Consider the following 26,080-nt stretch of genomic DNA (forward strand, 5'->3'; position numbering starts at 1 on the left):
AGATGCGCCTGCCCCTGATCATGCTTGCCTTCAGCCTCGCTGCCCCAGCCTGGGCAGCGGATTGCGAGCCCTGGAAGGCCGAGATGATGGAAGATGAAGGCGGTCCCGTCATGACCGCCGCAGTCTGCGCCATGACGAACGGAAAAAGCAGCGACCTTCTCGTCTCCTGTGGCGGCGATGTTCTGGCGTTCCGCTATCTGGCCGTGCTTCCGGACAATTTCCCGCCCGAGGGCACGACGGAGTTTCACACCAATCTCGATCTCAAGATCGATGGCAAGACACATACTGTCGATGCCGTCTTCGAAGAGATGGATGGCGCGCTCGCCTTCTACCCCAAGCGCAGCGATCCGCTCGTCGCGGCCATGAAAAGCGGCAAGTCGCTCACGATCTCCACGAAGGATGGCACGACCACGCCGGTGACTCTGCCTCTCAAGAATGCTGCGCAAGCGCTTGAGAAAGTCGAGAAAAGCTGCGGCGGTTGAGCGCCGCAGCTCTATCTTTCCTCACCGCAGGCTTTCCTGCCATTCCGCTTCGAGCGTGAAAGGCAGCACGAAACGGATATCCTCCGCATTGGCGGCAATCACGGCCTCATAACGACCGGCATCGGCAATCCAGGCCTTGCGCTCGACATCGAAACGCGCCAGGTCGCGATGGCTGATCGAAAGCACTGCCGTCCCGGTCTGGCCGGCATCGAGATGCAGCTTTGCGAAAGCCTTCAGTTCCTTCTCCGGTCGTTCGGCGCGGGCATCGAGCGGCCGGATATAGAGTTGCACAACATCAGAGCCGCTGCGGCTGCCGCTGTTGGTCACCTCGATCTGGACGCTGAGGCCACCCTCTTCCATCACAGGCGCCGAAAGACGGGCATTGGCCCAGACGAACGTCGTGTAGGAGAGGCCGAAGCCGAACGGCAGGAACGGCTTGATGCCGCGCGTATCATGATGGCGGTAACCGACAAAGATCCCCTCGCGATAGGCCACGTGGCCGTCGAGACCCGGATAGGTGAGAATATCATCGGTGAAGGCGGAATTGTCGATCGCTCGCCTGGGGAAGGTCTGCGGCAGACGGCCACCGGGTTCGGCATCACCAAACAGCACATCGGCAATCGCGTTGCCGGCTTCCTGGCCCGGATACCAACTCTGCATCACCGCGGCCACCCGGTCAAACCAGGGCATCAGAACCGGACCGCCAGTCTGCAACACCACGATCGTGCGCGGATTGACAGCCAGCACCGCCTCGATCAGCGCGTCCTGTTTGCCCGGCAGGTTGAAATGCGGCAGGTCCTGACCTTCCGTATCCCACTCGCCTTCGCGGCCGGCAAAAATTACCGCCACATCCGCATCGCGGGCGCGCTCGACGGCTTCGGCAATATCGGAATCCCCGAGAGGGCGAGCCGCCCCGATCCGGAAGGCACGCAGCGCCATCAGCGCATCACCCGGCAGGCCGGTCCGGTACTCGAGTTCATAACGCACCGTCTGGCCGAGTTTCATCGAAACGCTGGCGCGCTGCTCGTCATTGCCTGTCGAGAAGAAGTTGGTGCCCTGAGTCCAGTCGTCCCAGAAATCGGCAACCACCTCGCCATCGATCTTCAGAAGCCCGCGACCGGCCGTGACGGCGCCGAACACATGATCGCCATCCTCGGCCGCGGTATAGTCGCCCGAAATGCGTGCCGAGAAGGCCGACATATCGAGCTTCGGCGAAATCGGATCGAGCCAGAAGGCATGCGCCTCGGCGAGCGTCATCCGATGGACGACTGGGCCTGAGAGATCGACGGAATCGAAAAATTCCACCGTTACCGGCCCCTGCAGCATCGGCATCAGGCGGGAATTGTCGGCGCCGCGCGCATGCAGCACCGCATTCTTGCCGGCGAGTGCCATGCGGATGCCTTCAAGCGGCGAAACCCGATAGTGGGCGTTGATCTGTGCTGAACCGCCACCCATCACGCGCGCCGTGTCGGCATTGGGTCCGATGACCGCGATGTTGCCGATCTCGGCCTTGGCGAGCGGCAGCACGCCGTTGTTTTTCAGCAGCACGGTGCCTTCGGCGCCCATACGACGGATTAGCGCCCTGTGTTCGGGCCGGTCGATCGCCTGTTCCTCGTGCATCGTCGCATCTTCGAAGGCGCCGACCCATTCGAGCAGACGCAGCATGTTGCCGGCAGCGCGGCGAACCGTCTCTGGAGCAACAAGCCCATCCTTGACGGCCGCAACCAGCTTGGCGCCGCGATCGCGGGTCGGACCCGGCATTTCGAGATCGAGACCGGCATTGACGCTTTCGACCGTGGAATGGCTGCCGAACCAGTCGCTCATCACGATACCGTCAAAGCCCCAGTCGCCGCGCAGCACTTCGGTCAGCAGCCAGGGATGATCGGAGGTATAGGTCCCGTTCAGCCGATTGTAGGAGCTCATAACCGCCCGCACATTGGCGCGTTTCACGGCAGCCTCGAACGGCGGGAAATAGATTTCGCGCAGCGTCCGCTCATCGATATCAGAGGAGATCGTCGCCCGCTCGATCTCGCTTTCGTTGCCGACATAATGTTTGATGGTGGCCGCAATGCCTTCGCCCTGCACGCCTTCGATATAGGCCACAGCAAGCTCGGACGTGAGGTAAGGATCTTCCGAATAGCATTCGAAATTGCGGCCATTGAGACCCGACCGGTGGATATTGACCGTCGGCGCCAGCAGAACGCGGGCCGATTTCGTCTTCGCCTCTTCGGCAAGCGCCTTGCCGAGTTCGCGGGCCAGCTCAGGATTCCAGCTTGAGCCGACGGCAATCGCAGCCGGAAAGCAGGCCGACTTGACACCACCGACCAGCGAACCGCCGCCGCGAGCACCATTCGGCCCATCGGTCACCTTGATCTTCGGGATCCCCAACCGCTCGACCGGCACGGTGGTCCAGAAATCGGCGCCGGACAGGATAGAGGCCTGCTCTTCCAGCGTCATCTGATCGAGGATTTCAGCGATATTCATGGGACCTCCCGGCGGTTTGATCTGGCATTGATGGCGAATATTCTTATACCTATCATTCAGTAGGTTTAGGAGCAAGTCCGCCGTCACCCTCCGGCCATTGACGAACGGATTGCGCTGCGCTTGCTTGGAAGCGGATGAAAGGAGCCCTGGATGCAACAGGAACAGACGGTCAGGCGACGGCACTCTCCCAAGGGCAGCTTGCGGCGGAGCCAGATCCTCGAAGCCGCCATGCGTGTCTTCAGCCGCGACGGCTACCACAATGCCGCGATCGCCGCGATCGCCGAGGAGGTCGGCCTGACCCTAGCCGGGCTCCTCCATCATTTCCCGAGCAAGGTCGATCTGCTCCTGGCGATCCTCGAGCAGCGCGATATTGAAGGCCATGCTCTGATCCGCAAATCGGAAGCAGACTGGCGGGCTCTTCTGGCGGGCCTCAAGATGCTCAACCGGCACAATGCCGCCAATCCGGACCTCGTGCGGCTCTTCTCCATCCTGAATGCCGAAAGCCTGATCCACGATCACCCGGCAGCGACATGGTTTCAAAATCGCTCCGATCGGGTCAGAACCCAGTTCTCCGAAGCCATCGAGCAGGGCAAGATAGCGGGCGAGGTTCGAGCAGACGTCGATAGTGCCCTCCTCGCCAGCGAAATCATCGGCACCATGGATGGGCTTCAGATCCTTTGGCTGCGCGATCCCGCCCGGACTGACATCGTCGCGATCTTCGATCTTTATGTCGATCGTTTATCCGCCGCGATTGCCACCGGCACGGCTTGACCACCGGCGCCCCATACCGTCTCCTTGGTCACGGATTCGCAAGACAGGAGACGACGATGACCGAAACAGCCAGACCCGGTGGAGAACTGACCCTGCGCACGCTCGCCATGCCGGGTGATGCCAATGCCGCCGGTGACATCTTCGGTGGCTGGGTCATGGCGCAGATGGACCTTGCCTGCGGCATCCGGGCCGCCGAACGCGCCCGTGGTCGCGTCGTCACGGTCGCCGTGCGCGAAATGGTGTTCGAACTGCCGGTCAAGATCGGCGACACGCTCTGCATCTACACCGAGGTGCAATCGGTTGGCCGCACCTCGATCACGCTTGAGGTCGAAGCCTGGGCGCAGCGTTACCTGTCGCACCAGATGGACAAGGTCACAGCGGCGACCTTCGTGATGGTCGCGCTCGACAAGGACGGCAAACCCACCGAAGTGCCGGCCGAATAGTCACTTCGTCCGCACCACCTCGGCATCGACGATGCCGTCATACCAGGTCCGGCCGCGCCAGATCGCAAAGGGCAGAACCCACCAGAGCAAGGCAAACAGGCCGAGTGCGAGCATGCGGAGATAGTCCGCCGGGAAGGTTTTCGGTGCCGCCGCGCGTGCCTGCGCCACAAGCTCCGCCAGCGTCGGTGTCTTTCCCATCGCATAGGGCAAAAGATCGAACCAGAACGAGACCAGAAAGGCGACGATCAGAGGCACAAGCAACAGCGTTTCCCGCAGCAACGCCCGCCTGTAATCGAGCGCCCCGCCTCCGTGCCGCCGGATACTCAACTGCATCATCGCCATGCCCGGCGATCGTTTGCCGCCCGACAGAAAGAAGGCCATGATCGGCACGATGAAGAGAAGCGAGAGATCGGTTGCCGGCATCGGCTCCATCGCAGCTCCGTCTGTCCCGATCTCGACCGTGACCGCGTGCGACGCAGCCTCCTGCTCCCGGGCCTGATCCTCGCCCTCCCCTGTCATCACGGACACGAGGCTCTGGCGACCGGCGAGCCCGAGAAGCGAGGTCTCGCACAGCCAGTTGCGCCGCACCGCTCCGGCTTCGGTCGGCGAGAGCCGTTCGATTTCCTCTGCCAGCTCATGACCGGCCGGCGCCGGCGCGCATTGGCTGACGCGCACGAAATCCGGCGCACCCAGATCGCGCCCGACCGTAAGCGAAATCAGCGTGACGATAAAACCGGCGAGGATTCCGCTCAGAAGAAGATCGAACACAAGCGCCAGCCCACGTCTCAGAAAAAGGCGCGGCTGCGGATCGCTGGATGCTATTGCTGTCATGGACTGGCCTCCCGGATCGGCAGGTGCCATCGCGGCTGTCCGCTGTCAACCGCAAGCCCGGCGCGCGATCAGGCTACCTGTCGGCGGTCGCCGCTTCCCTCAAGAAAAGCCAGCGCCTGTTCAGCCGGCATGGCACGGCCATAGAGCCAGCCCTGACCGGTCTTGCAGCCCAGCATTCTGAGCGTTTCCGCTTCGCATTCGGTCTCGACCCCTTCCATCACGAGATCGATATCGAGCGAACGCCCGACGCTGACAAGCGCTGAAACCAGCGCCTGGTTGTGACGGCTCTTATCAATCCCGGCAACGAAGCTGCGGTCGACCTTCAACCGATCGATCTTGAGATCGAGCAGATAGGCAAGCGACGAATGACCCATGCCGAAATCGTCCACCGCAACCCGGAGACCGAAGGCCTTCAACTGTTCAATTTCCGAGACGGCCTTTTTAGGATCTAGGAGCGCCTCTTCCGTGATTTCCACTTCAAAGAGGTCCGGCGACAGGCCGCTTTCACGCACCGTTTCGACAATGAGGTCCGCTGGAGAATAGTGGTTGAATTCGCGGGGCGACAGGTTCACGCCGATGGCAAGGCTTTCGCCACTTCTGCGATTGGCCTCCAGAATGAAGGCGCAGGCGCGCCGCGTTGTCATGACCGCCAGATCGCGCGACAATCCGAGATCGCTCGCCGTTGCGACGATTTCCTCGGGATTGACGGGGCCGAGATTGGGGTGGTTCCAGCGGATCAGCGCCTCAAACCCCAGAGGCTTGCCGGTCGCCATCATCACCTGCGGCTGGAAATGAACCTCGATCTCACCGGTTTCGATTGCCGGACCGAGATCGCGCTGCAGCGTCCGCTTGATCGCGAGACGCTTGCCGAGCACGTCGTCGAACAGGCGGATGCATTTCCTGCCATCTTCCTTCGCCTTGTAGAGGGCAAGATCGGCATAGGCATAGAGGTCGCTGCTGTTGTCGGCCTGCTGGGGTGCGAACGCGATCCCGATCGACGCCCCGACACCGGAAGGAAGTTCAGGGATCGCTTTGAAAGCGACGAGCCTCGACAGCAGCGCTTCGGCAAAGGCTACGGCGCGATCCTGACAGGCTTCCCCCTTGACCAGCAATGCGAATTCGTCGCCGCCCAGCCGAACCGCAAGATCATTGGATCCCGCCAGCGCATCCATGCTTTCTGCCACGAACCGGAGAACCTGGTCGCCGACATGGTGCCCATGGCCGTCATTGATCGATTTGAACTTGTCGATATCGAGGAGGATAAGAGCCACACGGCTATCGCCGCCGGCAATTGCCTGATCGACAGCCTCCATCTCGCGGTTGAAAACGGAGCGATTGGAAAGGCCCGTCAGCGGATCATTGTTGGCAATCTGCTCGAGCGCGCGGTGGGAACGACCGATTTCCCGGTTGGCCTTGGTCAGGGATTCGGCCAGCGACATGGCTCTGAGCGCCGTACCCTTGCTCTGTCGAAATCCCTTTTCGCCCAGGACGCTGGCGCGCGCCAGCATCACCGAAAGAAGGAAGACGTTGGAGGCGATCAGGTAGTCCACCGGTCCGCCGGATTTCAGCAAAACCCAGACGATCGAGAAGACGAGCGGCGCACCAAAAGCCACCGCTTGCGGCCAATAGACGAGACTCTGGATAATGGCACCGGTCGCCATCCCCGCCAGAATGAAAATGACGTAGCCCATCGCGACCCGATTGCTGATATCGACAAAGACAATGGGAATAGGCGCCCAACTCAGGCCGCTGACGAGAGCCGCCACGGTCATGTAACGCAGCACTCCCCGCGGGTGACGCGCATAGAGCTTTTTTTTCTTGATCGCGATATTGATGACAAAACGTAACAGGGCGACGGAAAGCGTCATGCCGAGCCAAAAGCCGATGCCGGTCGCGTAGCCTTCCATCCACATGATCAGTGCGGTCGTGACTGCGATTGTAACATTGGCGCTCAGCGTCAGCCCGATATTGCCCAACACCAGTTCAGCCTGTGAAATCTGCAAGCGCAGCCGGAAATCTTTCTCTTCGTTTTCATTGGCTCGACGCATTTCACCGCTTTCAGGGCTGCCGGAAATCAAGATCTCAATTCTCCCGGTCGCAGGACTACTCACTCTCCTCTTAAAGGAGCCACCCCAATATTTGTTTATCAATAAGTCCTAAATTTTAGTGATTACATTTTGCAGTCATCAGAACTGCACTTGGGCGGCATGGCATTCGAGCCGCAATTCGGCTTTGATTGATCATCATCAAGAGAATCATGCCGTCTGCAACGAGAACCAACCATGCTGAACAGCCTCAAACTCGCTCCCCTCCTTCCGATCGCCATGCTGGTCGCGTCGAACATCTTCATGACCTTTGCCTGGTATGGTCACCTCAAGTTCAAATCCTCGCCGCTTCTGATCGCCGTCATCGGCAGCTGGGCCATCGCCTTCTTCGAATATTGCCTCGCCGTACCGGCCAACCGCATGGGCAGCGCCTACTATTCGACCGCCCAGCTCAAGACCATCCAGGAAGTGGTCACGCTTCTGGTCTTCGCTGGTTTCTCGATCTTCTGGCTCAAGGAAAGCCTGACGATCAACCACCTCATCGGCTTTGCCCTCATTGCGCTCGGAGCCTCTTTCATCTTCCGTTCATAACCGTTTCGCTATTACCAAGCGTCGATGATAGAAACCGATTGCGTGGGACCGGACGCCTTCATCCGACGCGGAGCATACCGGAGAGCGATGCTTAAGCATCGGTCGAGGACTGCGACAAAGTCGGGGACGGATATCCGGCCCGTCCGGAGGACCGGGCGATGTTGCCCTCCGGACTTCGTCGAAAATCCGCGCCGGACCTATTGGTCCGACTGTGGTTTTCTCCTCGCCGGAAACCAAAATCGCTCCGACGCAAGCTGTTCCTATCATCGACGCTTGGTATAACCCTATTCTTGCCGGTATTGCGGCGTAGAATCCGGCCTCAGGCCGAAACCAAAACGAGAGCCCGCCATGTCTCTGTCCATCCCCACCATGAGTGCAATCCGGTTCGGTTACGGCATCCGACCGGGGGAACCCGTCCCGAACGGCGCCAAGGATCTGATGGCGCAATTGTCGGCGGGCGCGGCGCAAGAGCTGCCCTTTCCGGCAGAAGGGATCGACGGACGTTACCAAACCATTGCCGAAATCCAGGAACGCATCTTCGGCGAGAAGGGCGAAAGCAAGGATGCGCGCCGCGAGCGGTTGAAACCGATCCGCAGCGAGATCTTCACCATCAGCGGCAACGACCTGCACCTGCGCCTCTCCCACACTGTCACCTCGCCTTTCGGCTTCTACGAGCGCTTGGTCGCCTTCTGGATGGACCATTTTTCGGTCTCCACCCGCAAGGACCGGATGATGTATTTGTTGACGCCGCTCTACGAAGTGGAAGCGATCCGTCCGAATGTTTCGCAAACTTTTGCCGAACTGCTCCGGCAGGCCATCCTGCATCCGGCCATGCTGATCTATCTCGACCAGATCAAATCGAGTGGACCGAACTCGCAGCGAGCCAAGCGCACCGGCCGCGGGCTCAACGAGAATCTCGGACGCGAGCTGCTGGAACTGCATACGCTCGGCGTCGATGGCGGCTATAATCAGGATGACGTGCGCAACGCCGCCCTCGTTCTCACTGGCCTTGCCATGGATCGCATGACGGGTCGGCTCGAATATCGCCGCCAGATGGCGGAACCGGCGACCATCGAACTGTTTGGCAAGAGCTATGGCGGCAAGCGCCGCTCGATCGAGGATGTGTATGCCCTTCTCGATGATCTCGCTGCTATACCGAAGACCCGCGAACATATCTGCCGCAAGCTTGCTGTCCATTTCATATCCGATACGCCCGACCCGAAATTGGTCGAAGCGATGATCACCGCATGGTCCGACAGCGACGGCAGTCTGGAACAGGTCTATCAGGCCATGCTCGCCCATCCGGCCGCCTGGGCCGACCCGGGCGTAAAGGCCCGCCAGCCGCTCGATTTCGTCATAGCCGGCCTGCGGGCTGTAAACGTTCCTGCTTCCGCTCTCATGCAGCCGAAACGCCGCCATAATGCGGCCGCGCAAGAGGAGGCCGAAGAGGCAGATATGGCGCCTCCGGCTCCCGCAATGAACCCGAACGCTCCCTCGATGGCACGGGACCCTGACGAGGAGGAAGCGCAAGCCGAGCAGACTGCCGACAGAATGGAGGCTATGGATAAGAACAAGAAACCCAAAATGCGACTGAGGCCACCGGTCAACCAACTCAGCATCGGCGCATTGCGCAAGCTCGGACAGCCGCTCTGGGAGCCCGCGAGTCCGGCCGGCACCGACGAGGCTTTCGCGGTTTGGATTTCCTCCAGCCAACTCACCAACCGTATTGCCTGGGCGCAACGGGTCGCCAACCGTTTCGGCAGCCAGGCCGATCCGGCCAGCCTGCTCAAGACCGTGCTGCGTGATGCCGCCCGGCAGGACACGATCACCATCGTCTCCCAAGCACCCAATCGCCCTGCAGGCGTGGCGTTCGTGTTGGCGTCACCTGAATTTAACCGTCGCTGAAAGGAACCGACATGGCCCAGTTTACGATTTCAAGACGGTCGTTTCTTGCCTCCGCCTGCTGCGTGGCCGCGTCCCCGCTGATTACGCCGGTGAGTTTCGCCGCAACACCCGGCGAAAATCGCTTCATCACCATCGTGCTGCGCGGTGCGCTCGATGGGCTCTATCTTGTACAGCCCTATACCGAACCTCTGCTAAAAAGCTATCGCCCCGAACTGGCGCTGGATCCGTCGAATGGCCTGATCGATCTCGATGGCCAGTTCGGCCTGCATCCGGATGCCGGCGATCTCCTGCCGCTGTGGAAAAGCGGCGATCTCGGTTTCATTCACGCCGTCTCCACGCCGTATCGGAACACCCGTAGCCATTTCGATGGCCAGGACATTCTTGAAAGCGGTGCCGAGCAGGCGGCAGAAGCTGATAGCGGCTGGCTCAATCGCGCCCTTTCCGGTATTGCGAATGTGGAGAGCCGCAAGGCGATCGATGTCAGCGCTTCAGCCGAACTCATCCTCTCCGGTCCAAATCCGATCGACGTCTGGTCTTCCCAGTCCGACATCGCGATGAAGCCCGACGAGATGGCCTTCTTCAAGCGCCTTTATCAGAGCGATCCGGATTTTTCGAAAGTGTTCGCCGAAGCCGTCAAGACCGATGACGACGCCGACGCAGTGTTCGGCAGCGACAAGCGCACAGGCGATGCGGCCGGTATTGCTCATCTGACGGCCGGGATGCTGCGCAAGGACTATCGCATCGCCAATTTCTCGATCGGCGGTTGGGATACTCATGTCGGCCAGGTCTCGGTGTTCCGGCGACCATTGAAAACCCTCGTCAATGTGCTCACCACACTGAAGACCGAGCTCGGGCCAGAGATCTGGTCCAAAACCGCCATCCTCGCCATGACGGAATTCGGCCGCACCGTGCGTCAGAATGGCTCGCGGGGCACCGACCACGGCACCGGTGGCATTGCCATCATCGCCGGCGGCGCCATTCGCGGTGGCAAGGTGCATGGCCAATGGCCGGGCCTCAAGGAAAGCGCCCTGTTCGAAAACCGGGACCTGATGCCGACCGGCGATATCCGCGCCATTTCCGCATCGCTCCTGCATGCCCAGTTCGATATCGGCCGCGAAAAACTCACCAGCCAGGTTTTCCCGGGCCTCGAATTCGACCTTGCAAAACAGACCTACCTGAAAGGCTGACAGATGCCAGCGCATCGGACCAACCCGGCAAACGGCACGAAAACCTTCGGGCCGGCGCTTTGCCTGCTCGTCGCGCTTGCGCCCGGCGTAGTCCTGGCCGAACCCGTGCCGGATTGCGCACTCAAGGGCGCCCTGTCGGTCATGATCGGCGGCCGCCCTGCCCTCAGGCTTTCCGATGTCGCCCGCTGCCCGGCCGCGCTTTATGAGGTGATCCCTTCGATCCAGATCGAGGGCCAGCCGATGGTGCATTTCAAGACCGGCGCTACCGAAAAAGCCAACTGCACGGCCACGGGCGATGCGACCGTCAGTGTCGAAGGCAAACAGGCGACCCGCCTCGGCGACGTCAATTGCCAGCAGAACTGATGGCGTCCTGACCCTGGCCTATCCCAGCTTGCGCACCAGATGTGCGAGCGCCAACAGCACCACAAGGTCGCGGATCATCGGCTCGGCATCGCGCGCAAAGTCGATATCCTCGGTGATCGATGGCAGCGCAAAATAATCCTTCTTCGACGGCAGCAGCAGGTAGCAGGCCTTGCCATCGAGCGCCATCAGCACATCGCCGTCGCGCCAGTCGCGGGAAAAAAAGCGGAGCGCCGATGCCAGCGCGCCCTGAATGAGCGGCTGGGCAGCCGCTAAATTGCTGCTTCGAAATTCGTAGAAGGCATCGATTTCAGGATCGCCGCATTCGAGCACATCGTCGCGATTGCCGAACAGGTCGCGGACCTTCTCCTGCAGCCAGTTGCCGCGCCGGGCCACGATCAGCGTGCCGTCGAAGGGATGATCGAGCGGAAAGTGAAACACCAGCCCCTTGAAAAGCGTTGTTTCATTCTTGCCGCTGCCGCTCACCAGACTGGTCTCGACCAGCGAGAAATCAAGCCCCTCATGGTTGCCCGAAAGAGCGTCATCATTCTTGGACCGGGTGAACCGCAAGAGCTTGAGCTGCTTCAGATCCTCGAGAAACCAGGGCTGCTGCCCGTGGCTATAGTCAACATTCTCGACAAAGCCGAAGATCTCCGGAAACAGCCGGTAGCGCAGCACCATCTGATGGTCTTTCACCGGCTTCCAGGCGAAATCCCACACATAAAAGGCGCCGACCATGAGTAGCGCACCGGTGAATCCGAACAGACGATGCTTGGCATCGTCGTTCGCATAGGCGCCATAGAGCAGCAGGGCCGAGAAAATGATGTAGCCGCCGAAATACATCGCCACCTGTAGATAGGCCGATGACAGGATCTGCGGTCGCTCGACATTGTATTCGTCGATCGCCGCTTCGGCGCGGGCGCGTCGTTCGGCGTCCGGCATGTACTGCCCGGAATTCGCTTTCTCCTCCATGTACGCCTCCCATCGTACCAGGGGCCAATGATGGAACACCGCAAAGTACTTTAGCGTTTCCGAATGATCCGCCTGTCTTGGCTGTCCGTCAAGTGCAGGTTTGTTTCCCTTTTGTACGCTTTTCGCCTTCCCTTTATTCGATTCTCTTGCCATATATCTGCCATGGCCAGATCTCCGAAAAACCCGCCGTCCGGCTTCGAGGAAGCCCCGCAATCTCCCTTCGAGGGCGAGCCTCTGTCCGGCTCGGTCAGCGACTGGGTGCGCCAGATGGAACAGGAGGCCGAGAAGGCCCAGCGCGCCGAAAGCATGCGCGAAATCCGCTCCAAGGCCGGCACCCATCGCAAGAAGGTCGAGAATGCCGCCCGCCAGAATGAGGAGAGCCAATCTGCCGCAGGCCGCAAGCCCGGACGGGCGTCCGAGCCCGGGCGAGGCCCCCGCGGAGGCGTTGAGCGCAGCGAAACTGCCGTGAGCGCAAAGACCTCTTCGCGCGGCGGCTCGATCGGCGGCTCGAACGATCCGAAGGAGCGCGCCGCCGCCGGTCTCAATCCGGTCGCCGGCCTCGATGTCTCGCTTGAGGAAGCGCAGGCACTCGCCCCCGGCGCCGTGACCGCGACGGTCGATGCATTGTCGAAACTGATCGAGAGCGGCAATCCGCTGTTCAAGGATGGCGAGGTCTGGGTGCCGCACCGTCCCGTCCGGCCGCCGAAATCGGAAGGCGGCATCGCCTTCCAGCTGGTGACCGATTACAAGCCGGCCGGCGACCAGCCGACGGCAATTCGCGAGCTCGCGGGCGGGCTGAATTCCGGCGAACGCAGCCAGGTTCTGCTCGGCGTCACCGGTTCAGGCAAGACCTTTACGATGGCGCAGGTGATTGCCGAGACGCAGCGCCCGGCTGTCATCCTTGCGCCAAACAAGACGCTCGCCGCCCAGCTCTATTCCGAATTCAAGAATTTCTTCCCGCACAATGCGGTCGAATATTTCGTCTCCTACTACGATTACTACCAGCCGGAAGCCTATGTGCCCCGCACGGACACCTATATCGAGAAGGAATCGACCATCAACGAACAGATCGACCGGATGCGGCATGCCGCCACCCGCGCGATCCTCGAACGCGACGATTGCATCATCGTCGCCTCGGTCTCCTGCATCTACGGTATCGGCTCGGTCGAAACCTATACGGCCATGACCTTCCAGATCGAGATCGGCGACCGGCTCGACCAGCGCCAGCTGCTCGCCGATCTCGTCGCCCAGCAATACAAGCGCCGCGAGATGGATTTCCAGCGCGGTTCGTTCCGGGTTCGTGGCGATACGATCGAACTTTTTCCCGCCCACCTTGAAGATGCCGCCTGGCGCATCACCATGTTCGGCGACGAGGTCGAGGCGATCACCGAATTCGATCCGCTCACAGGCCAGAAGACCGGCGATCTCAAGAGCGTCAAGATCTACGCCAACAGCCACTATGTCACGCCGCGTCCGGCGCTCAATTCGGCGATCCGCTCGATCAAGGACGAGCTGAAGCTCCGCCTCGCCGAACTCGAAAAGGCCGGTCGCCTGCTCGAAGCCCAGCGGCTCGAACAGCGCACCCGCTACGATATCGAGATGCTGGAAGCCACCGGCTCCTGTCAGGGCATCGAGAACTATTCGCGCTATCTCACCGGCCGCAAGCCGGGCGAACCGCCGCCGACCCTGTTCGAATATGTGCCGGACAATGCCATCCTCTTCATCGACGAAAGCCATGTGACGATCCCGCAGATCGGCGGCATGTATCGCGGCGACTTCCGCCGCAAGGCGACGCTGGCCGAGTACGGCTTCCGCCTGCCCTCCTGCATGGACAACCGGCCGCTGCGCTTCGAGGAATGGGATGCGATGCGGCCCGATACGGTGGCAGTGTCGGCCACGCCGGGCGAATGGGAAATGGAGCAGGCCGGCGGCGTCTTCGCCGAACAGGTCATCCGCCCGACCGGCCTGATCGATCCGCCGGTGGAAGTGCGTCCGGCCAAGAGCCAGGTCGATGACGTTCTGGGCGAAATCCGCGCCACCTCGCTCGCCGGCTACCGCACCCTGGTTACGGTTCTCACCAAGCGCATGGCCGAGGATCTCACCGAATATCTTCACGAACAGGGTGTGCGGGTGCGCTACATGCATTCCGACATCGATACGCTCGAACGGATCGAGATCCTGCGCGATCTCCGCCTCGGTGCCTTCGACGTGCTGGTCGGCATCAACCTGTTGCGCGAAGGTCTCGATATTCCGGAATGCGGCTTCGTCGCCATTCTCGATGCCGACAAGGAAGGGTTTCTGCGCTCGGAAACCTCGCTCATCCAGACGATCGGCCGCGCCGCCCGCAATGTCGATGGCAAGGTCATCCTCTATGCCGATCATGTTACCGGCTCGATGGAGCGCGCCATGGGCGAAACCGCCCGCCGCCGCGAAAAGCAGATGGCCTGGAATGCGGCAAACGGCATTACGCCGGAAAGCGTCAAGGCCCGCATTTCCGACATTCTCGACAGCGTCTACGAGAAGGACCATGTGCGGGCGGAAATCACCGTCAAGGGCGTCAAGAGCGGTGCCACCGATCTGGTCGGCGGCAATATGCAGGCCCATCTCAATGCGCTGGAAAAATCGATGCGCGATGCCGCCGCCGATCTCGATTTCGAGACCGCCGCCCGTCTGCGCGACGAGATCAAGCGCCTGAAGGCCGTCGAACTGGCAGTGATGGACGATCCCATCGCCAGAGACGAACAGAAGGCGCTGGAGGCACGCGGCTCAAAGCTTGCCGACGGTGGAAAGAAGCCCGCGGCCGGCCGCAGCTCTTCCTCTCCCCTTGCGGGAGAGGATAGTTCGCCCCGAGAGGCAAAGCCGATCGGAACGGCGAACTTGGTGAAGGGTGAATCCGACACCGCCTCCCCCGTCGGGATGGCTGGAGAGGAGGGTTCTCGCGGCAGCTACTTCGCCAAACCCGACCTCGACAATATGGGCCCCGGCACCGACATGGAGCGACCGTTGTTCCGCCGCAACTCGCTTGATGAAATGACGGTCCGCCGCACCGAAAAGCCGCTCGCCTCCGGCCCGCTGCCGGAGAAGCCCCTGTCCTCTTCTCCCCAGCGGGGAGAAGGTGCCCGAAGGGCGGATGAGGGGGCGACGCCCTCGACCGGCGACGACGGCTTCCGACCCGTCATCCGCGCCAAGACCGGCAAGGGCTCCTACGAAGATGCCGGCGATCTGGCGAAAGCGAAGAAGAGCAAGGGCAAGACCGGAAAACCGGGGAAGTAAGAGGCACGCCTCGGGCCCTTGCGGGGGAGGCTTCGGAGCGACCGGAGCAGTCGGGCAAAACAATGAAATTGTTTTGAGCTCAGAAGGCCTGAGCGTGGGCCACGCGAGGGCTGTTTTGGGGAACGGTAATTTTGCGGAAAGCGCCGCGGCCTTACCTCTCCCCTTGCGGGAGAGGATACGGAGGCCGCACGAGGCGTAGCCGAGGGCTTGGCCGAAGTTGGTGAGGGGTGAAGCGGTGTTCAGACTACCCCTCACCAACTGCGGCTAGGGTTCGCAAATGCTCACCCAGCCTCCGTATCCTCTCCCGCAAGGGGAGAGGTAAGGCCGCCGCACCGAAACGCCGCTCGCCTCCGGCCCTCTGCCGGTGAACCCCCTACCTCTTCTCCCCAGCGGGGAGAAGGTGCCCGAAGGGCGGATGAGGGGGCGCCGCCCTCGACCGGCGACGACGGCTTCCGACCCATCATCCGCGTCAAGGCAAGGCATCGTCGAGGAAGTAAGCCGCAGCCTCACCTCTCCGCTTGCGGGAGAGGCTTCGGAGCGACCGGCGCAGTCGGGCAAAACAATGAAATTGTTTTGAGCGCAGAAGGCCTGAGCGTGGGCCACGCGAGGGCTGCTTTGGGGAACGGTAAGTTTACGGAAAGCGCCGCAGCCTTACCTCTCCCCTTGCGGGAGAGGATACGGAGGCTGGGTGAGCATTTGCGAACCGTAGCCGCAGTTGGTGAGGGGTAGTCTCAACACCGCTTCACCCCTCACCAACTTCGGCCAAGCCCTCGGCTATGCCTCGTGCGGCCTGCGTATCCTCTCCCGCAAGGGGAGAGGTAAGGCCACGACACCGAAAAGCCGCCCGCTGCCGGAAAAGCCCCTATCCTCTTCTCCCCAGCGGGGAGAAGGTGCCCGAAGGGCGGATGAGGGGGCGACGCCCTCGATCAGCGACGAAGGCTTCCGACCCATCATCCGCGCCAAGACCGGAAAACCGGGGAAGTAAGAGGCAGGCCTTACCCCTCCCCGACAAATAAAACAACCTTCACCCCGCCAAACCGATTTGCGGTCAGAAATGGAAATGGCGGGCGCCCTACCCGGAACGCCCGCCCAGTTTGTTCCGTCTGAATCAATCAGAGAATGAAGTCCGACGCGACGAGGTTGATCTTGCCTTCCAGCTGGATCACCATGTCCGGCGTCGTATCGAAATCCAGATGCTTGTTGAACTGGATGAACGTATCGCCATTCTTCTGGACGTAGCGCACCTGATTGCCAAGTTCGGCATTGAACGCATCTTTTCCAATGAAAACAATGTCATCCTGGAATCCGGTCAGATCGATCTTGTCGCCCTGCGACTGCTTGAAGTCCATGATCTGATCGATATCGGTCGTCATGAATTCCTTGGAGGATGAAAAGGCAAACACATCCGTCCCATCGCCGCCCCAAATTTTATCCTGACCGGCACCGCCATAGAGCGTATCGTTGCCTTCATCGCCCCGCAGGATGTCATTTCCAACTTCGTTCAGCGCACGATCGCCATAGACCGCATCATTGCCCAGGCCACCATACACCGTGTCATTGCCGTTACCGCCGCTCAGCGTATCATTTCCATTCTGGCCCAGAACGTAGTCGTTGCCGCCGAAGGCATTGATTTCGTCCTTGCCGGAGGAACCGGTAAACATGTCGGCGCCAGCGAATGCCTTTGCGACAATTTTGCCGATTGCATCGATGCCGGTATCAAATGCAGCACTAAGAGCCTTCAGGTCAATTTTCACATCGCGCAGCTGGATATCGACACTGCCCTTGTTTTCAAACCAGTCGAGGCTCTTCAATGTCCCGTCTGTCACATGGCCGTTCTTGTAAGTGAAGCCGGTGCCTCCGGCGACATAAATGTCAATTCCGGTTGTCGCAGAAAATGTCGTCTTCGCGCTTTTGGTTAAGTCAGCATTGACGACATTCAACATTATCAGCAGGTTATCTTCGTTAAAGACACTGCCGCCATAGACTGTTACTTTAGCCATCTGCCTCTCCTTGCTTGCCTCATCACATAACTTTTCATTGCATATATGATAGGCCGCAACTCACGCATCCCCACTTTTCGGTAGACGGCAAAATAAACCCGACGCACTGACAGGCCCCGGGCAATGGGCCACAGCAACTGGTACGGAATTGCGAATTCCCCCCCCCCACATCCCCGCTCTCTCCACCCATGTTAACCTCCCTCCCGTCCCATCACGGATACACAGCCAGGCGTGGTTGCGAGATGGGGCCGGTGCCCGGCGGGTGGGAAGGACGTGAGCCTGTTCGCCGGGGGCGTGAGAGATCGGGTCCCCAGCATGCTCCCGGGCAAAAGCCCGGCCCTGGTGCAGGCGTGCGTGCGACGCACACAACCGCCCACCGCTGTCGGTTTGTGACGGGCAGATGGGAGGCGGGCAGCCCCCGTACCATCGCGCAAAAACCACCGAACGGGACACGGCGCGTGTCATTTTATACTTTTTCCGAGGCACAAACCGTGTCCCGGCCGATCCGTCCCGACCTTTAAGGAAGGGGCACGAATGATTTCACACCGCGGGATGGTTCTACCGTTCGCGCGATCCTATCCCCCTGCCCGGAGGAACCGATGACGATGATCGCCCCCGACGATGCCGACAGTGATCGCCTCACCAGCGAGGAGCTTGACGCAATCAAGCAACTGCTCTGGCGCGCATCCTTTCACCGGCTCAGCCTGCCGCGTCTCTGCCGCACCCGCGCCTGCCGCCGCCATCGATTTTGTCAGGAGGATCAGCCCTATCCGCCGCGCTGCCTGATGCAGTTCAAGCCCGGTCCTATCGATGCATTCCACGCTCTTCTGGATATGGTCAAGCTTCTGCTGGAGGATAGTGGCCCGGTGCAGCTGCCGGCCGATCCGGTCGCGCGCAGCTATTACAATCTTGCCCTGTGGGTGCTGATCGATATCGGCGAAAGCGCTCCGCGCTTCAGCGACTATGCGACCCTGGCCTTGCAGCGTCCGCTGATAGAGCTGGCAGATAGGACGGACGCGACATGCGCGTGATGACGGCAATGCCCATCGGCCCGGTCATCAACGTCCGGATGTTACGATTTGGAGGGGGATTTTTTCGACGTTTTGGCCGTCTTGGCGACCGCCTTCTTGGGCGCCGGGGTCACGATCGCCTCGGGCTCGGGGGGACGGGCTTCGCGCAGTGCGCGGAGCCGTTCCGTCTTGCGGTTGCGGGTGATCGCCTCACGCTCGACAATTTCACGGGCCGTCCGGTCAGTCAGGGCGGCCTTGTCCTGCGAAGAGAGACGGGCGGGCATGTTAGTTGTGGCTTTCATACCCGTCTGCCTCCTGGCATGGCTGGCGCGCGATCAACGCGCGCGGGGGGATTTCTTCGGCGCCGGCAACAGGCCTTCGCGCTGCAGCTTCTTCTTCTGCGCCTTGCGGTGACGGCGCACGGCTTCCGCCGCTTCGCGCACCCGCTTTTCGGACGGCTTTTCGAAGGATTCGCGCGCGCGCATTTCGCGGAAGATGCCTTCGCGCTGCATTCTCTTCTTCAGAACCCGGAGGGCCTGTTCAACGTTGTTATCTCTGACGATGACCTGCAAGATATCTCCTGACGCAGCGGCGCTGCTACTTCTTCATGCGGATGCTGTTGGAATTGATCCAGCTCGAACGGCTGGCGGCGGAAGTTCTGGACGACGGATCGAGGCGCGGTACGGACGATGTATCGGGGTCGATATCATCCTCGCCGATGCTGCGTTCGAACGTCTCCTGTTCGAACCGGACGCGATAGGCATTAAGGCCACGCGTCTCCGGCAGCAGGCTGATGATTTCGCCGCGACCGTCCGGCTGGCGCGCACCGAGCACGCGGGCCTTGAGGACAACCACGTCACCGGGTCTGTAACGATGCTTGAGCATGTCGACCGCTCCTGTGGTGGAAAACAGAAAAACAAAAGGCCGGGCATGGACCCGACCTCTCACCATCACTCAGCCGCGCTGCCAGTACATCCGTGGTCAACGGCGGCGAATGACAAATCAAGCAGCCTGCAGGTTGTCTGCAGAATTCTTGCCGGACTTGCGGTCGCGGACGATGTCATAACGGATCTTCTGACCGTCATTGAGGCCGCGCATGCCGGCACGTTCCACGGCCGAGACATGCACGAAAACGTCCGTGCCGCCGTCATCCGGCTGAATGAAACCAAAACCCTTGGTGGCGTTGAACCACTTCACTGTACCTGTGTTCATAACGATTTCCTTTCGAAGCAATCGTTGTTGTTCTCGCGATACCTTGCGAGGATAGATCGATTATTTGAGAGGAAATCCGGCTTGAGCCTCAGGCTCTGTAGCGACGTCACAAGCAATGGTCGATAGGCTAGATATAGTCTCTATTTTTGATTTTGCAAGCGAAACAGGCCGCATTTTGAAATTTCGGCAGCTAATCCACCTATCCCTCTGTTTTCATGGAAGGATATTATCGCGGGCTTTTCCAGCCTGCCGCGCCGCCTTCGCCAAACGGCACAGGAAAGGAAATTTGCATCGATTCCTTGAGCCTAGGCGTAAAGCCAATCCACTTGCGCTAATCTCACGCCGTACGAATCGCATGCTCTGGAGAGACAATCATGCACAGAACCATCCTGGCCAGCGTCGCGGCCGCCCTCCTCTTCACAACCTCCGCCTTTGCCGCCGAAATCAGCTTTCCGAGCGATGCGCCGGTCGCCACCATGACCATTCCGGACGATTGGGGTCCGAAGGAAACCGAAACCGGCATCGATGCCACCGCGCCTGACAATTCGATCTATCTGGCCGTCGATGTCGCCACCGCCGACAATACCGAAGCGACCGTCAAGGAAGCGATCGAGTATCTGAAGGAACAGGGCGTCACCGTCGATGCCGCCTCCGCCAAGCAGGATGAAGGCACGCTCAACGGCATGCCGCTCTTCACCATTTCCTGGTCGGGCACCGATGCGGATGGCCCTGCCAGCATCGGCCTTGCAGCCGTCACCGTTGGCGACAAGAACCTCGTCTTCACCTACTGGGGCACCCAGGGCGAGGAAGACAAGAATGCCGAAGCCGTCAACGCCATCATGCGCAGCCTGAAGCCGGCGAACTGATTGATACGACTGTCGGGCGGCCGCTGGGTCGCCCGGCATCACAGCAGGAATCAATTGATCGCGGTGATTTCGAGCTCCTGGGTTCCGACTGTCACCAGATCCCCGATGCCTTTGCCGATCAGCGCCTGCGCCACCGGCGAGACAAAGGAAATCGAGCCCGTCTTCGGATCGGCCTCATCTTCGCCCACGATCCGATAGGTCTGCACGCGCCCGTCATCGCGTTCGAACGTCACGGTCGAACCGAATGCAACGCTTTCGTCGCCCGAGGGCTCCGGCATCACCTGCGCCGTGCGCAGCCGCTCGATGAAATAGCGAATGTCGCGCAGCGGCGCTGCCGTCTGGCGCCGCCTTTCGTTGGCGTCCTCGAGCCCGTTCGCCACCTCGAAGAGAGCTCTCGCCTCGGCAAGCAGGCGTTCGAGTTCGGCCAGACCCGTCCGGGTCACGAGATTGGGATGGGGCGAAATCGGCCGATCCGGCAATTGCGTCTCGGAAGCGGTTTCGGCACTCTCTTCCTTCAGAAAGGCTACGCTCAACGTTAAACTCCCGCCCGGCTTAATTGTCGCAAGTACAACCGACACTGCCCAAATGCCGGCTTGAACACAAGTCTTGCCAACGACAGAAGCATCGGCATCCCCGCCTTCCTGATTTGCAGGACAATTCTTTTGACGACAGGTGCCTTCCCGCATGGAATATTCCTGCTAGGCTTCGATGAAACAGAAGGCTGGAGAGACCGATGGCGAATTTGTCTGCGCAGGAACAGTTGATGCTCGAACTGACAAACCGGGCGAGGATGGATCCGGTGGGCGAAGCCAGGCGCATGGGGCTGAGCAACCTCAACGAAGGTGTCGCCGCTGCGGACCGCATTTCATCCGCACCAAAACAGGTTCTGGCCGGCAATGACGATCTTGCCCAGGCCGCCGCCAGGCACAGTTCCTGGATGCTGGCCCACGATATCTTCGATCACAGCGAAACATCCGGCACCTCGGGCTTCACCGGAAAGAATCCATCGGATCGCATGACGAACGCGGGCTACACGTTCAGCGGCAGTTTCACGGCCGGCGAAAACATTGCCGTGCGGGGCACCACGACACAGATCAACGCGAAAGATCTCACGCAGATGATCATTGCCCAGCACAAGGATCTCTTCGTCGATGAAAACATTGATGGCCGTGGCCACCGTCTCAACATTCTCGAGGATGCCTACCGCGAAATCGGTATCGGCCAGGAGAGCGGAAAGTTCGCCTTTGAAAGCGGCGGCACCCAGTTCAACAGTTCCATGGTCACACAGGATTTTGCCCGCAGCGGCACCAGCCTGTTCGTCACCGGCGTCGTCTACAAGGACAATGTCATCAACAATGATTTCTTCAGCGTCGGCGAACAGATCGCCGGCCGCAAGGTCTCGGGAGGCGGCCTCTCCGACACGACCGGTTCCGGCGGTGGTTACGAGCTGGCGATGGCGAACGGCAATGCCCGCAGCATTCTCTTCGATCTTGCCAATGGCGATGTCACGGTCGGACTGCAAACTTTCGTCACCAATATCAAGGTCGATGTGGTCAATGGCAACGAAGTCTGGACCAACGGGGAGCTCGCTTTCGTGTCAGGCAATGTTCGGCAGGTCCATGCGCTCGGCATTGCGGCAATCGATCTTGCCGGCGGCACCAATGGCCAGACACTGACGGGCAATGATGCGGCCAACCGGATCGATGGCAAAGCCGGAAACGATGTGCTGATCGGCGGGCTCAGCGTCGATGTTCTGGTCGGCGGCAGTGGTGCGGACCAGTTCCGTTTCGATGATCGCCATTCCGGCAAGACCAACTCGACGGCGGACCGGATCACGGATTTCACCGGCGCCGACACGATCAATATGGAACTGGTCGATGCCAATTCGAAAAAGGCCGGCGATCAGGATTTCAGCTTCATTGGCGGCGAGGCCTTCCATCACAAGGCCGGCGAACTGCGCGCCTTTTCATCCGGCGGCGATACGTTCATTCAGGGCGATACGAATGGCGATGGCAGCGTGGATTTTCTGCTCAGGCTCGATGGGCGCCACGCGATGACCGCAGGCGATTTCGATCTTTAGGACTGGGTCCGGGAGGGCGCGTTGCGTTCGAATAGAATAACCTCGGCGCCGTGATAGTCCGTCCTTGCAAATTCGGCAAAGCCGAGCTTGGCGGCCACGCGGCGCGAGGCTTCATTCGAAGGTTCGATAAAACAGGTGATCCGCCGCCCGGCATGCGCCTCATCGGCCCAGGCCATCATGGCACTGACGGCTTCGGTTACGATGCCCCTGCCCTGGGCTGCGCCACGCAGCACCCAGCCTGCCTCCAGCGATCCCTCGATCGCCGGGTCTATTTTGCGGCGCAATTCCTGGAAACCGGTTTCCCCCAGGAAGGCGCCGGTCTGCCGGTCGGTGATTGCCAGATAGCCGAAACCCATATGGAGCCACATGCCGGCATGGCGCAGAAATCGGGTCCAGGAGGTCTCGCGATCGAAGGGCTTGCCGCCGATGAATCGAACGACCGCGGGGTCGGACCACATGGCGAAATAGGCATCGAAATCAGCGGCTTGGTGCGGCCGAAGAATAAGCCGCTCGGTGTGCAATATCGGAATCATGGTGCAATGCTAGCGGATAAGTCAGCCGACCGCCAGCGCACACCCCCTTCACTCGGCTGGGGCGACGTCCGCCGCTGTCTCGCCGGCTCCATAGACAATGTACCAGACCACGGCGGTCAGCACCACCGCGCCGCCGGCCAGCACCGGCAATCCGACGCGCTCGTCGTAGAAGATCCAGACCCAGAGCGGACCGAGAACGACATCGAGCAGAGACAGGAGGCTGGCTTCGGCGGCCCCGATCAGGCGCGAACCCATCAGGATCAGGATATAGGCTATTCCAGTCGTAAGAATGCCGTAGAGCGCACAGGCCAGCAGTTGCTGCGGCGCCGGAATGCCGCCCGGCATGAAGGGCAGCGCAACGAGCAGCGCACCGCCGGCGGCAAGAACGGTGATCGCGGTCGAATCCATGGCGGGGTGACGGCGGGCGATGACGAGTTGCAGCGCAAATCCGGCGGTCATGGCAAAGGCGGCGCCAATGCCGAGGAGATCGCGCGGGCTCACTGCGGCGCCAACGGTCAGCACCACACCGAGGAAGGCGACCGAGCCTGCCAGGATGAACCGTTTCGTGACCCGTTCGCGGAACCAGAGAAAGGCAATCAAAGTGGCAAGGAACGGCAATGCCGCATAGACGATCATCACATTGGCAACCGTTGTCCACTGCAATGCCGCCACATAGCTGATGGTCGCGACGACCGAAACCGAGCCGGCAAAGAGGCCGAGCCAGCCGAATTGTCGTCCGTTACCGTCGTCGGAGGTCATCCGGTTGCGCACCAGCATGAAGGTTCCGAGCGTGACGAAGGAAAAGGCCGAACGCCAGCCGACGATCGACCAGACATCGAGTTCGGCCATCCGCACGAACAGACCGGCGGTGCTCCACAGAAGCGTCGAGAACAGGACGAGAAGGATGCCAAGCTGGCGATTACGTGCTAAAATCATGTCGGGAACCGTGAAAATCAGTGAACAATTCTCCAGTAGACGGTCGTCTAGTAAATGTCCATCCAATCCACGACACGCGACATGCTCATTTCCGAAGGCCTGCGGCAAATGCTTGCGCATGGCTATGAGGGGATCGGCATCGGCCCCGTGCTATCGGCCATGAATGTACCGAAAGGATCGTTCTATTATTTCTTCAAGAGCAAGGACGATTTCGTCCTTTCGATTCTCGATGCCTATGAGGCGCGCTACCGCACCATGCGCGAGGCACTTCTGGCCGATCCCAACCTCACCTCGCTGCAAAAGCTGGACCGTTATTTCGAAGTGATCGAAGAGGAGTTGCTGGACCATCACCCGTCCGGCGGCTGCCTTTACGGCGTTCTCGCGCAGACCGTGACGGCGCGCGATGCCGCTATCCGGACCCGTCTGGCACGCTCCTACGAGACCTGGCACGCGGCCATCGTCGAAATTCTCGAGGGTGCCCGCAAAGCCGGCGAGATCGATGCCACCTCGGATACGGCTGAACTCGCCACTGATATCATCGATGCCTATGAAGGGACCCTGATCCGCATGAAGGCGACCGACGATCCGGCCGCCTTTCGTCGTTTCCGCACCCGCACCATCCCACGGCTCCTGTCGGTCGCAATGGTTCAGTCGACCGCTACGCCTTGAAGTGGAACGGGCGCAGCCTGGTCCGCCAGCACCTGCTCGACGGCTTCGACGAGAGATTTGGACAGCGGATAGATCAACCCGTCATGCCCGACGACCTTGAAATTGGTACCGTCCTTGCGAATGCCAGCAATCAGGGACTTCCGGATCCACCAGGACCGGTGGATCTTGATGCCATCGTCCGGCGCGACCTGTTCAAGCGCATCCCGGAACGTCATGCGATGCAGGGTGGTTCTGTCCCCGACGCGAATGGACACATACTGATTCTGCGCCTGAATGCTGAGAATTTCGCCTTCGACAGAAAGCGATGCCCTTGCAGCACTCGCATCTGTGTCCTGCACCTGGGGATCTCGATCCGGCCACCAGACGGGAATGGGCCGGCCAGGCAACGAGAGAAAGCGGCTGACATCCTTGCCGATGGCCAGAAACAGGGTCAGCGTGGTCGCCGTATTCAAGGCAAGCTGCCGAAAAATCCGCATCGAAACAGGTATGCCCATATATTGATGGGTAAAGGGCGTCAGAATGAGATGGAAAAGCAGAATGAGCCCAAAAATGAAGCCCAGATAGGCAAAGAACAGCGGAATGCCGCGTCCAACGCAAAAATGGAACCACGGCGCCAGCAACAACAGGACTGCCGTAAAATAACCGGCCAGCCGCACAACGAAGATCACGACCTCGACCCATACCGGCAATCCCGGATATTCCCGTGCGAACATGCCCGTGGCCGGAAGAACCGACAACAGCGTTATCATGCCGAGTAACACCGGATGCGTCGCGAAATAGACAGCAAAACGCCTGTAGTCGGCGTAGGGGCGCTGCTCGAATTCAGATCGCTTGGAAACAGTCGTGGTCTCGTAAGTCATGAGTAATAGATTTGGTCAGATGTTTGGCGCCATTCACTTGCCGACTTGGGCAGTCGGCTCAACGTTACCGATCGAACACATTCCGTCGTGAGCCCTGTTTCCATACGTGTTTTCCGCGCGGCATCAGGAACCTCATCCCTTCCATGGCACAAATATCCATGATCACGCCACTGGGAATGGCTCCCGAAGCGGTGAATAATTGAGTTTTTTCAAATATACGATTAACGGCGACGGGCTGCGTATGAGGGGACTTGCTGTCATGGCTTTCGGACCGCGGTAAGTCGCGCGCTTCATTCCATCGTCGGCAAATCTGGAGCCGAGCCATCCAGGGCGTGCGCGGCGACCAAACCTCCACAAGCGATTGTCACCCGTTGGAAAATTCGCACCAATGTTGCGAATTTTCGCACAAAACCCGCGATCGGACCGTCCCGCCAAGTTGCGAAAACGCAATATTCGTGGGATTTGCCGGGGGATCCGATCGCCCCATCAGGCGAGGGAATTCTAATAAAATCAATCAAGTTCCGCTTGCTGGTTCAAGATCCGGCCTGAGCGAACGCGCCCAATGGAGCA

General features: G+C 60.4%; 25 protein-coding genes. 12 read left to right on the forward strand and 13 right to left on the reverse strand.

Annotated features, from left to right (window positions below):
• Nucleotides 1-2: 2 nt before the first annotated feature.
• Entirely contained in the window at nt 3-482 is a 480-nt protein-coding gene (locus Q4481_RS04550; RefSeq protein WP_304375118.1) for an invasion associated locus B family protein, read from the forward strand.
• Nucleotides 483-503: 21 nt separating this feature from the next.
• On the opposite strand, the gene Q4481_RS04555 is transcribed toward Q4481_RS04550, so the two are convergent.
• Nucleotides 504-2,966, reverse strand: coding sequence for a glycoside hydrolase family 3 C-terminal domain-containing protein (locus Q4481_RS04555; protein WP_304375119.1), 2,463 nt, complete (start codon nt 2,964-2,966; stop codon nt 504-506).
• A 150-nt stretch (nt 2,967-3,116) separates the two neighbouring features.
• On the opposite strand from Q4481_RS04555, the gene Q4481_RS04560 reads away from it, so the two are divergent.
• Together Q4481_RS04560 and Q4481_RS04565 are read left to right on the forward strand one after the other, a co-directional pair.
• Nucleotides 3,117-3,737, forward strand: coding sequence for a TetR/AcrR family transcriptional regulator (locus tag Q4481_RS04560; protein WP_304375120.1), 621 nt, complete (start codon nt 3,117-3,119; stop codon nt 3,735-3,737).
• 56 nt (nt 3,738-3,793) lie between these two features.
• Entirely contained in the window at nt 3,794-4,180 is a 387-nt protein-coding gene (locus Q4481_RS04565; RefSeq protein ID WP_304375121.1) for an acyl-CoA thioesterase, read from the forward strand.
• On the opposite strand, the gene Q4481_RS04570 is transcribed toward Q4481_RS04565, so the two are convergent.
• Nucleotides 4,181-5,011, reverse strand: a complete 831-nt coding sequence (locus tag Q4481_RS04570) for an RDD family protein (RefSeq protein WP_304375123.1) — start codon at nt 5,009-5,011, stop codon at nt 4,181-4,183.
• A gap of 68 nt (nt 5,012-5,079) precedes the next feature.
• Nucleotides 5,080-7,059, reverse strand: coding sequence for a putative bifunctional diguanylate cyclase/phosphodiesterase (locus Q4481_RS04575; protein WP_304375124.1), 1,980 nt, complete (start codon nt 7,057-7,059; stop codon nt 5,080-5,082).
• A 234-nt stretch (nt 7,060-7,293) separates the two neighbouring features.
• Here Q4481_RS04575 and Q4481_RS04580 point away from each other — a divergent pair, with 234 nt between their 5' ends.
• The 4 genes from Q4481_RS04580 (at nt 7,294) to Q4481_RS04595 (ending at nt 11,102) form a co-directional block, all read left to right on the forward strand.
• A complete protein-coding gene (locus Q4481_RS04580) occupies nt 7,294-7,647 on the forward strand; it encodes a DMT family protein (RefSeq protein ID WP_304375125.1) in 354 nt (117 codons plus the stop codon).
• A 348-nt stretch (nt 7,648-7,995) separates the two neighbouring features.
• Nucleotides 7,996-9,552 carry a DUF1800 domain-containing protein gene (locus Q4481_RS04585; protein ID WP_304375126.1) on the forward strand — a complete coding sequence of 519 codons (1,557 nt, stop codon included), beginning with the start codon at nt 7,996-7,998 and terminating at the stop codon, nt 9,550-9,552.
• A gap of 11 nt (nt 9,553-9,563) precedes the next feature.
• Nucleotides 9,564-10,739, forward strand: coding sequence for a DUF1501 domain-containing protein (locus tag Q4481_RS04590; protein WP_304375127.1), 1,176 nt, complete (start codon nt 9,564-9,566; stop codon nt 10,737-10,739).
• Nucleotides 10,740-10,742: 3 nt separating this feature from the next.
• Complete coding sequence (locus tag Q4481_RS04595) at nt 10,743-11,102, forward strand: PAAR domain-containing protein (protein WP_304375129.1); 360 nt, start codon at nt 10,743-10,745, stop codon at nt 11,100-11,102.
• 18 nt (nt 11,103-11,120) lie between these two features.
• Here Q4481_RS04595 and Q4481_RS04600 read toward each other — a convergent pair whose 3' ends face one another.
• Nucleotides 11,121-12,071, reverse strand: a complete 951-nt coding sequence (locus tag Q4481_RS04600; RefSeq protein WP_304375131.1) for a DUF3137 domain-containing protein — start codon at nt 12,069-12,071, stop codon at nt 11,121-11,123.
• A gap of 162 nt (nt 12,072-12,233) precedes the next feature.
• Here Q4481_RS04600 and uvrB point away from each other — a divergent pair, with 162 nt between their 5' ends.
• Nucleotides 12,234-15,344 carry an excinuclease ABC subunit UvrB gene (gene uvrB, locus Q4481_RS04605; protein WP_304375133.1) on the forward strand — a complete coding sequence of 1,037 codons (3,111 nt, stop codon included), beginning with the start codon at nt 12,234-12,236 and terminating at the stop codon, nt 15,342-15,344.
• Between the two features lie 1,112 nt (nt 15,345-16,456).
• On the opposite strand, the gene Q4481_RS04610 is transcribed toward uvrB, so the two are convergent.
• A complete protein-coding gene (locus Q4481_RS04610; RefSeq protein ID WP_304375134.1) occupies nt 16,457-17,344 on the reverse strand; it encodes a calcium-binding protein in 888 nt (295 codons plus the stop codon).
• A 599-nt stretch (nt 17,345-17,943) separates the two neighbouring features.
• Here Q4481_RS04610 and Q4481_RS04615 point away from each other — a divergent pair.
• Nucleotides 17,944-18,375, forward strand: a complete 432-nt coding sequence (locus Q4481_RS04615) for a hypothetical protein (protein WP_304375136.1) — start codon at nt 17,944-17,946, stop codon at nt 18,373-18,375.
• Nucleotides 18,376-18,416: 41 nt separating this feature from the next.
• On the opposite strand, the gene Q4481_RS04620 is transcribed toward Q4481_RS04615, so the two are convergent.
• The 4 genes from Q4481_RS04620 to Q4481_RS04635 form a co-directional block, all read right to left on the reverse strand.
• Complete coding sequence (locus tag Q4481_RS04620) at nt 18,417-18,656, reverse strand: hypothetical protein (RefSeq protein ID WP_304375138.1); 240 nt, start codon at nt 18,654-18,656, stop codon at nt 18,417-18,419.
• Nucleotides 18,657-18,689: 33 nt separating this feature from the next.
• Nucleotides 18,690-18,926: a 30S ribosomal protein S21 gene (rpsU, locus tag Q4481_RS04625; protein WP_304375140.1), complete on the reverse strand. Its 237-nt coding sequence runs from the start codon at nt 18,924-18,926 to the stop codon at nt 18,690-18,692.
• A 25-nt stretch (nt 18,927-18,951) separates the two neighbouring features.
• Nucleotides 18,952-19,239, reverse strand: coding sequence for a cold-shock protein (locus Q4481_RS04630; protein ID WP_304375142.1), 288 nt, complete (start codon nt 19,237-19,239; stop codon nt 18,952-18,954).
• 117 nt (nt 19,240-19,356) lie between these two features.
• Complete coding sequence (locus Q4481_RS04635) at nt 19,357-19,566, reverse strand: cold-shock protein (RefSeq protein WP_304375144.1); 210 nt, start codon at nt 19,564-19,566, stop codon at nt 19,357-19,359.
• Nucleotides 19,567-19,940: 374 nt separating this feature from the next.
• Here Q4481_RS04635 and Q4481_RS04640 point away from each other — a divergent pair, with 374 nt between their 5' ends.
• A complete protein-coding gene (locus tag Q4481_RS04640; RefSeq protein ID WP_304375146.1) occupies nt 19,941-20,432 on the forward strand; it encodes a histidine kinase in 492 nt (163 codons plus the stop codon).
• Between the two features lie 50 nt (nt 20,433-20,482).
• On the opposite strand, the gene greA is transcribed toward Q4481_RS04640, so the two are convergent.
• Nucleotides 20,483-20,965, reverse strand: coding sequence for a transcription elongation factor GreA (gene greA / locus Q4481_RS04645; protein WP_304375148.1), 483 nt, complete (start codon nt 20,963-20,965; stop codon nt 20,483-20,485).
• A gap of 200 nt (nt 20,966-21,165) precedes the next feature.
• Here greA and Q4481_RS04650 point away from each other — a divergent pair, with 200 nt between their 5' ends.
• The gene (locus tag Q4481_RS04650; RefSeq protein ID WP_304375149.1) at nt 21,166-22,512 is read left to right on the forward strand and encodes a CAP domain-containing protein; all 1,347 of its coding nucleotides are present in this window, start codon (nt 21,166-21,168) and stop codon (nt 22,510-22,512) included.
• Here the strand turns inward: Q4481_RS04650 and Q4481_RS04655 are convergent.
• Both Q4481_RS04655 and Q4481_RS04660 read right to left on the reverse strand, forming a co-directional pair.
• On the reverse strand, nt 22,509-23,045 hold the full coding sequence (locus Q4481_RS04655) for a GNAT family N-acetyltransferase (protein WP_304375150.1): 537 nt from the start codon (nt 23,043-23,045) through the stop codon (nt 22,509-22,511). The genes Q4481_RS04650 and Q4481_RS04655 overlap by 4 nt on opposite strands.
• Before the next feature lie 48 nt (nt 23,046-23,093).
• A complete protein-coding gene (locus tag Q4481_RS04660) occupies nt 23,094-23,981 on the reverse strand; it encodes a DMT family transporter (protein ID WP_304375151.1) in 888 nt (295 codons plus the stop codon).
• A gap of 54 nt (nt 23,982-24,035) precedes the next feature.
• Between Q4481_RS04660 and Q4481_RS04665 the strand changes: the two genes are divergently transcribed.
• Nucleotides 24,036-24,650, forward strand: coding sequence for a TetR family transcriptional regulator C-terminal domain-containing protein (locus tag Q4481_RS04665; protein ID WP_304375152.1), 615 nt, complete (start codon nt 24,036-24,038; stop codon nt 24,648-24,650).
• Here Q4481_RS04665 and Q4481_RS04670 read toward each other — a convergent pair.
• Complete coding sequence (locus Q4481_RS04670; protein WP_304375153.1) at nt 24,629-25,510, reverse strand: LytTR family DNA-binding domain-containing protein; 882 nt, start codon at nt 25,508-25,510, stop codon at nt 24,629-24,631. The genes Q4481_RS04665 and Q4481_RS04670 overlap by 22 nt on opposite strands.
• Nucleotides 25,511-26,080: the final 570 nt, after the last annotated feature.

Origin of the sequence: Fluviirhizobium alvei, assembly GCF_030551875.1 — a bacterium.
Taxonomy (GTDB): Bacteria; Pseudomonadota; Alphaproteobacteria; order Rhizobiales; family Rhizobiaceae; genus Rhizobium_E; species Rhizobium_E alvei.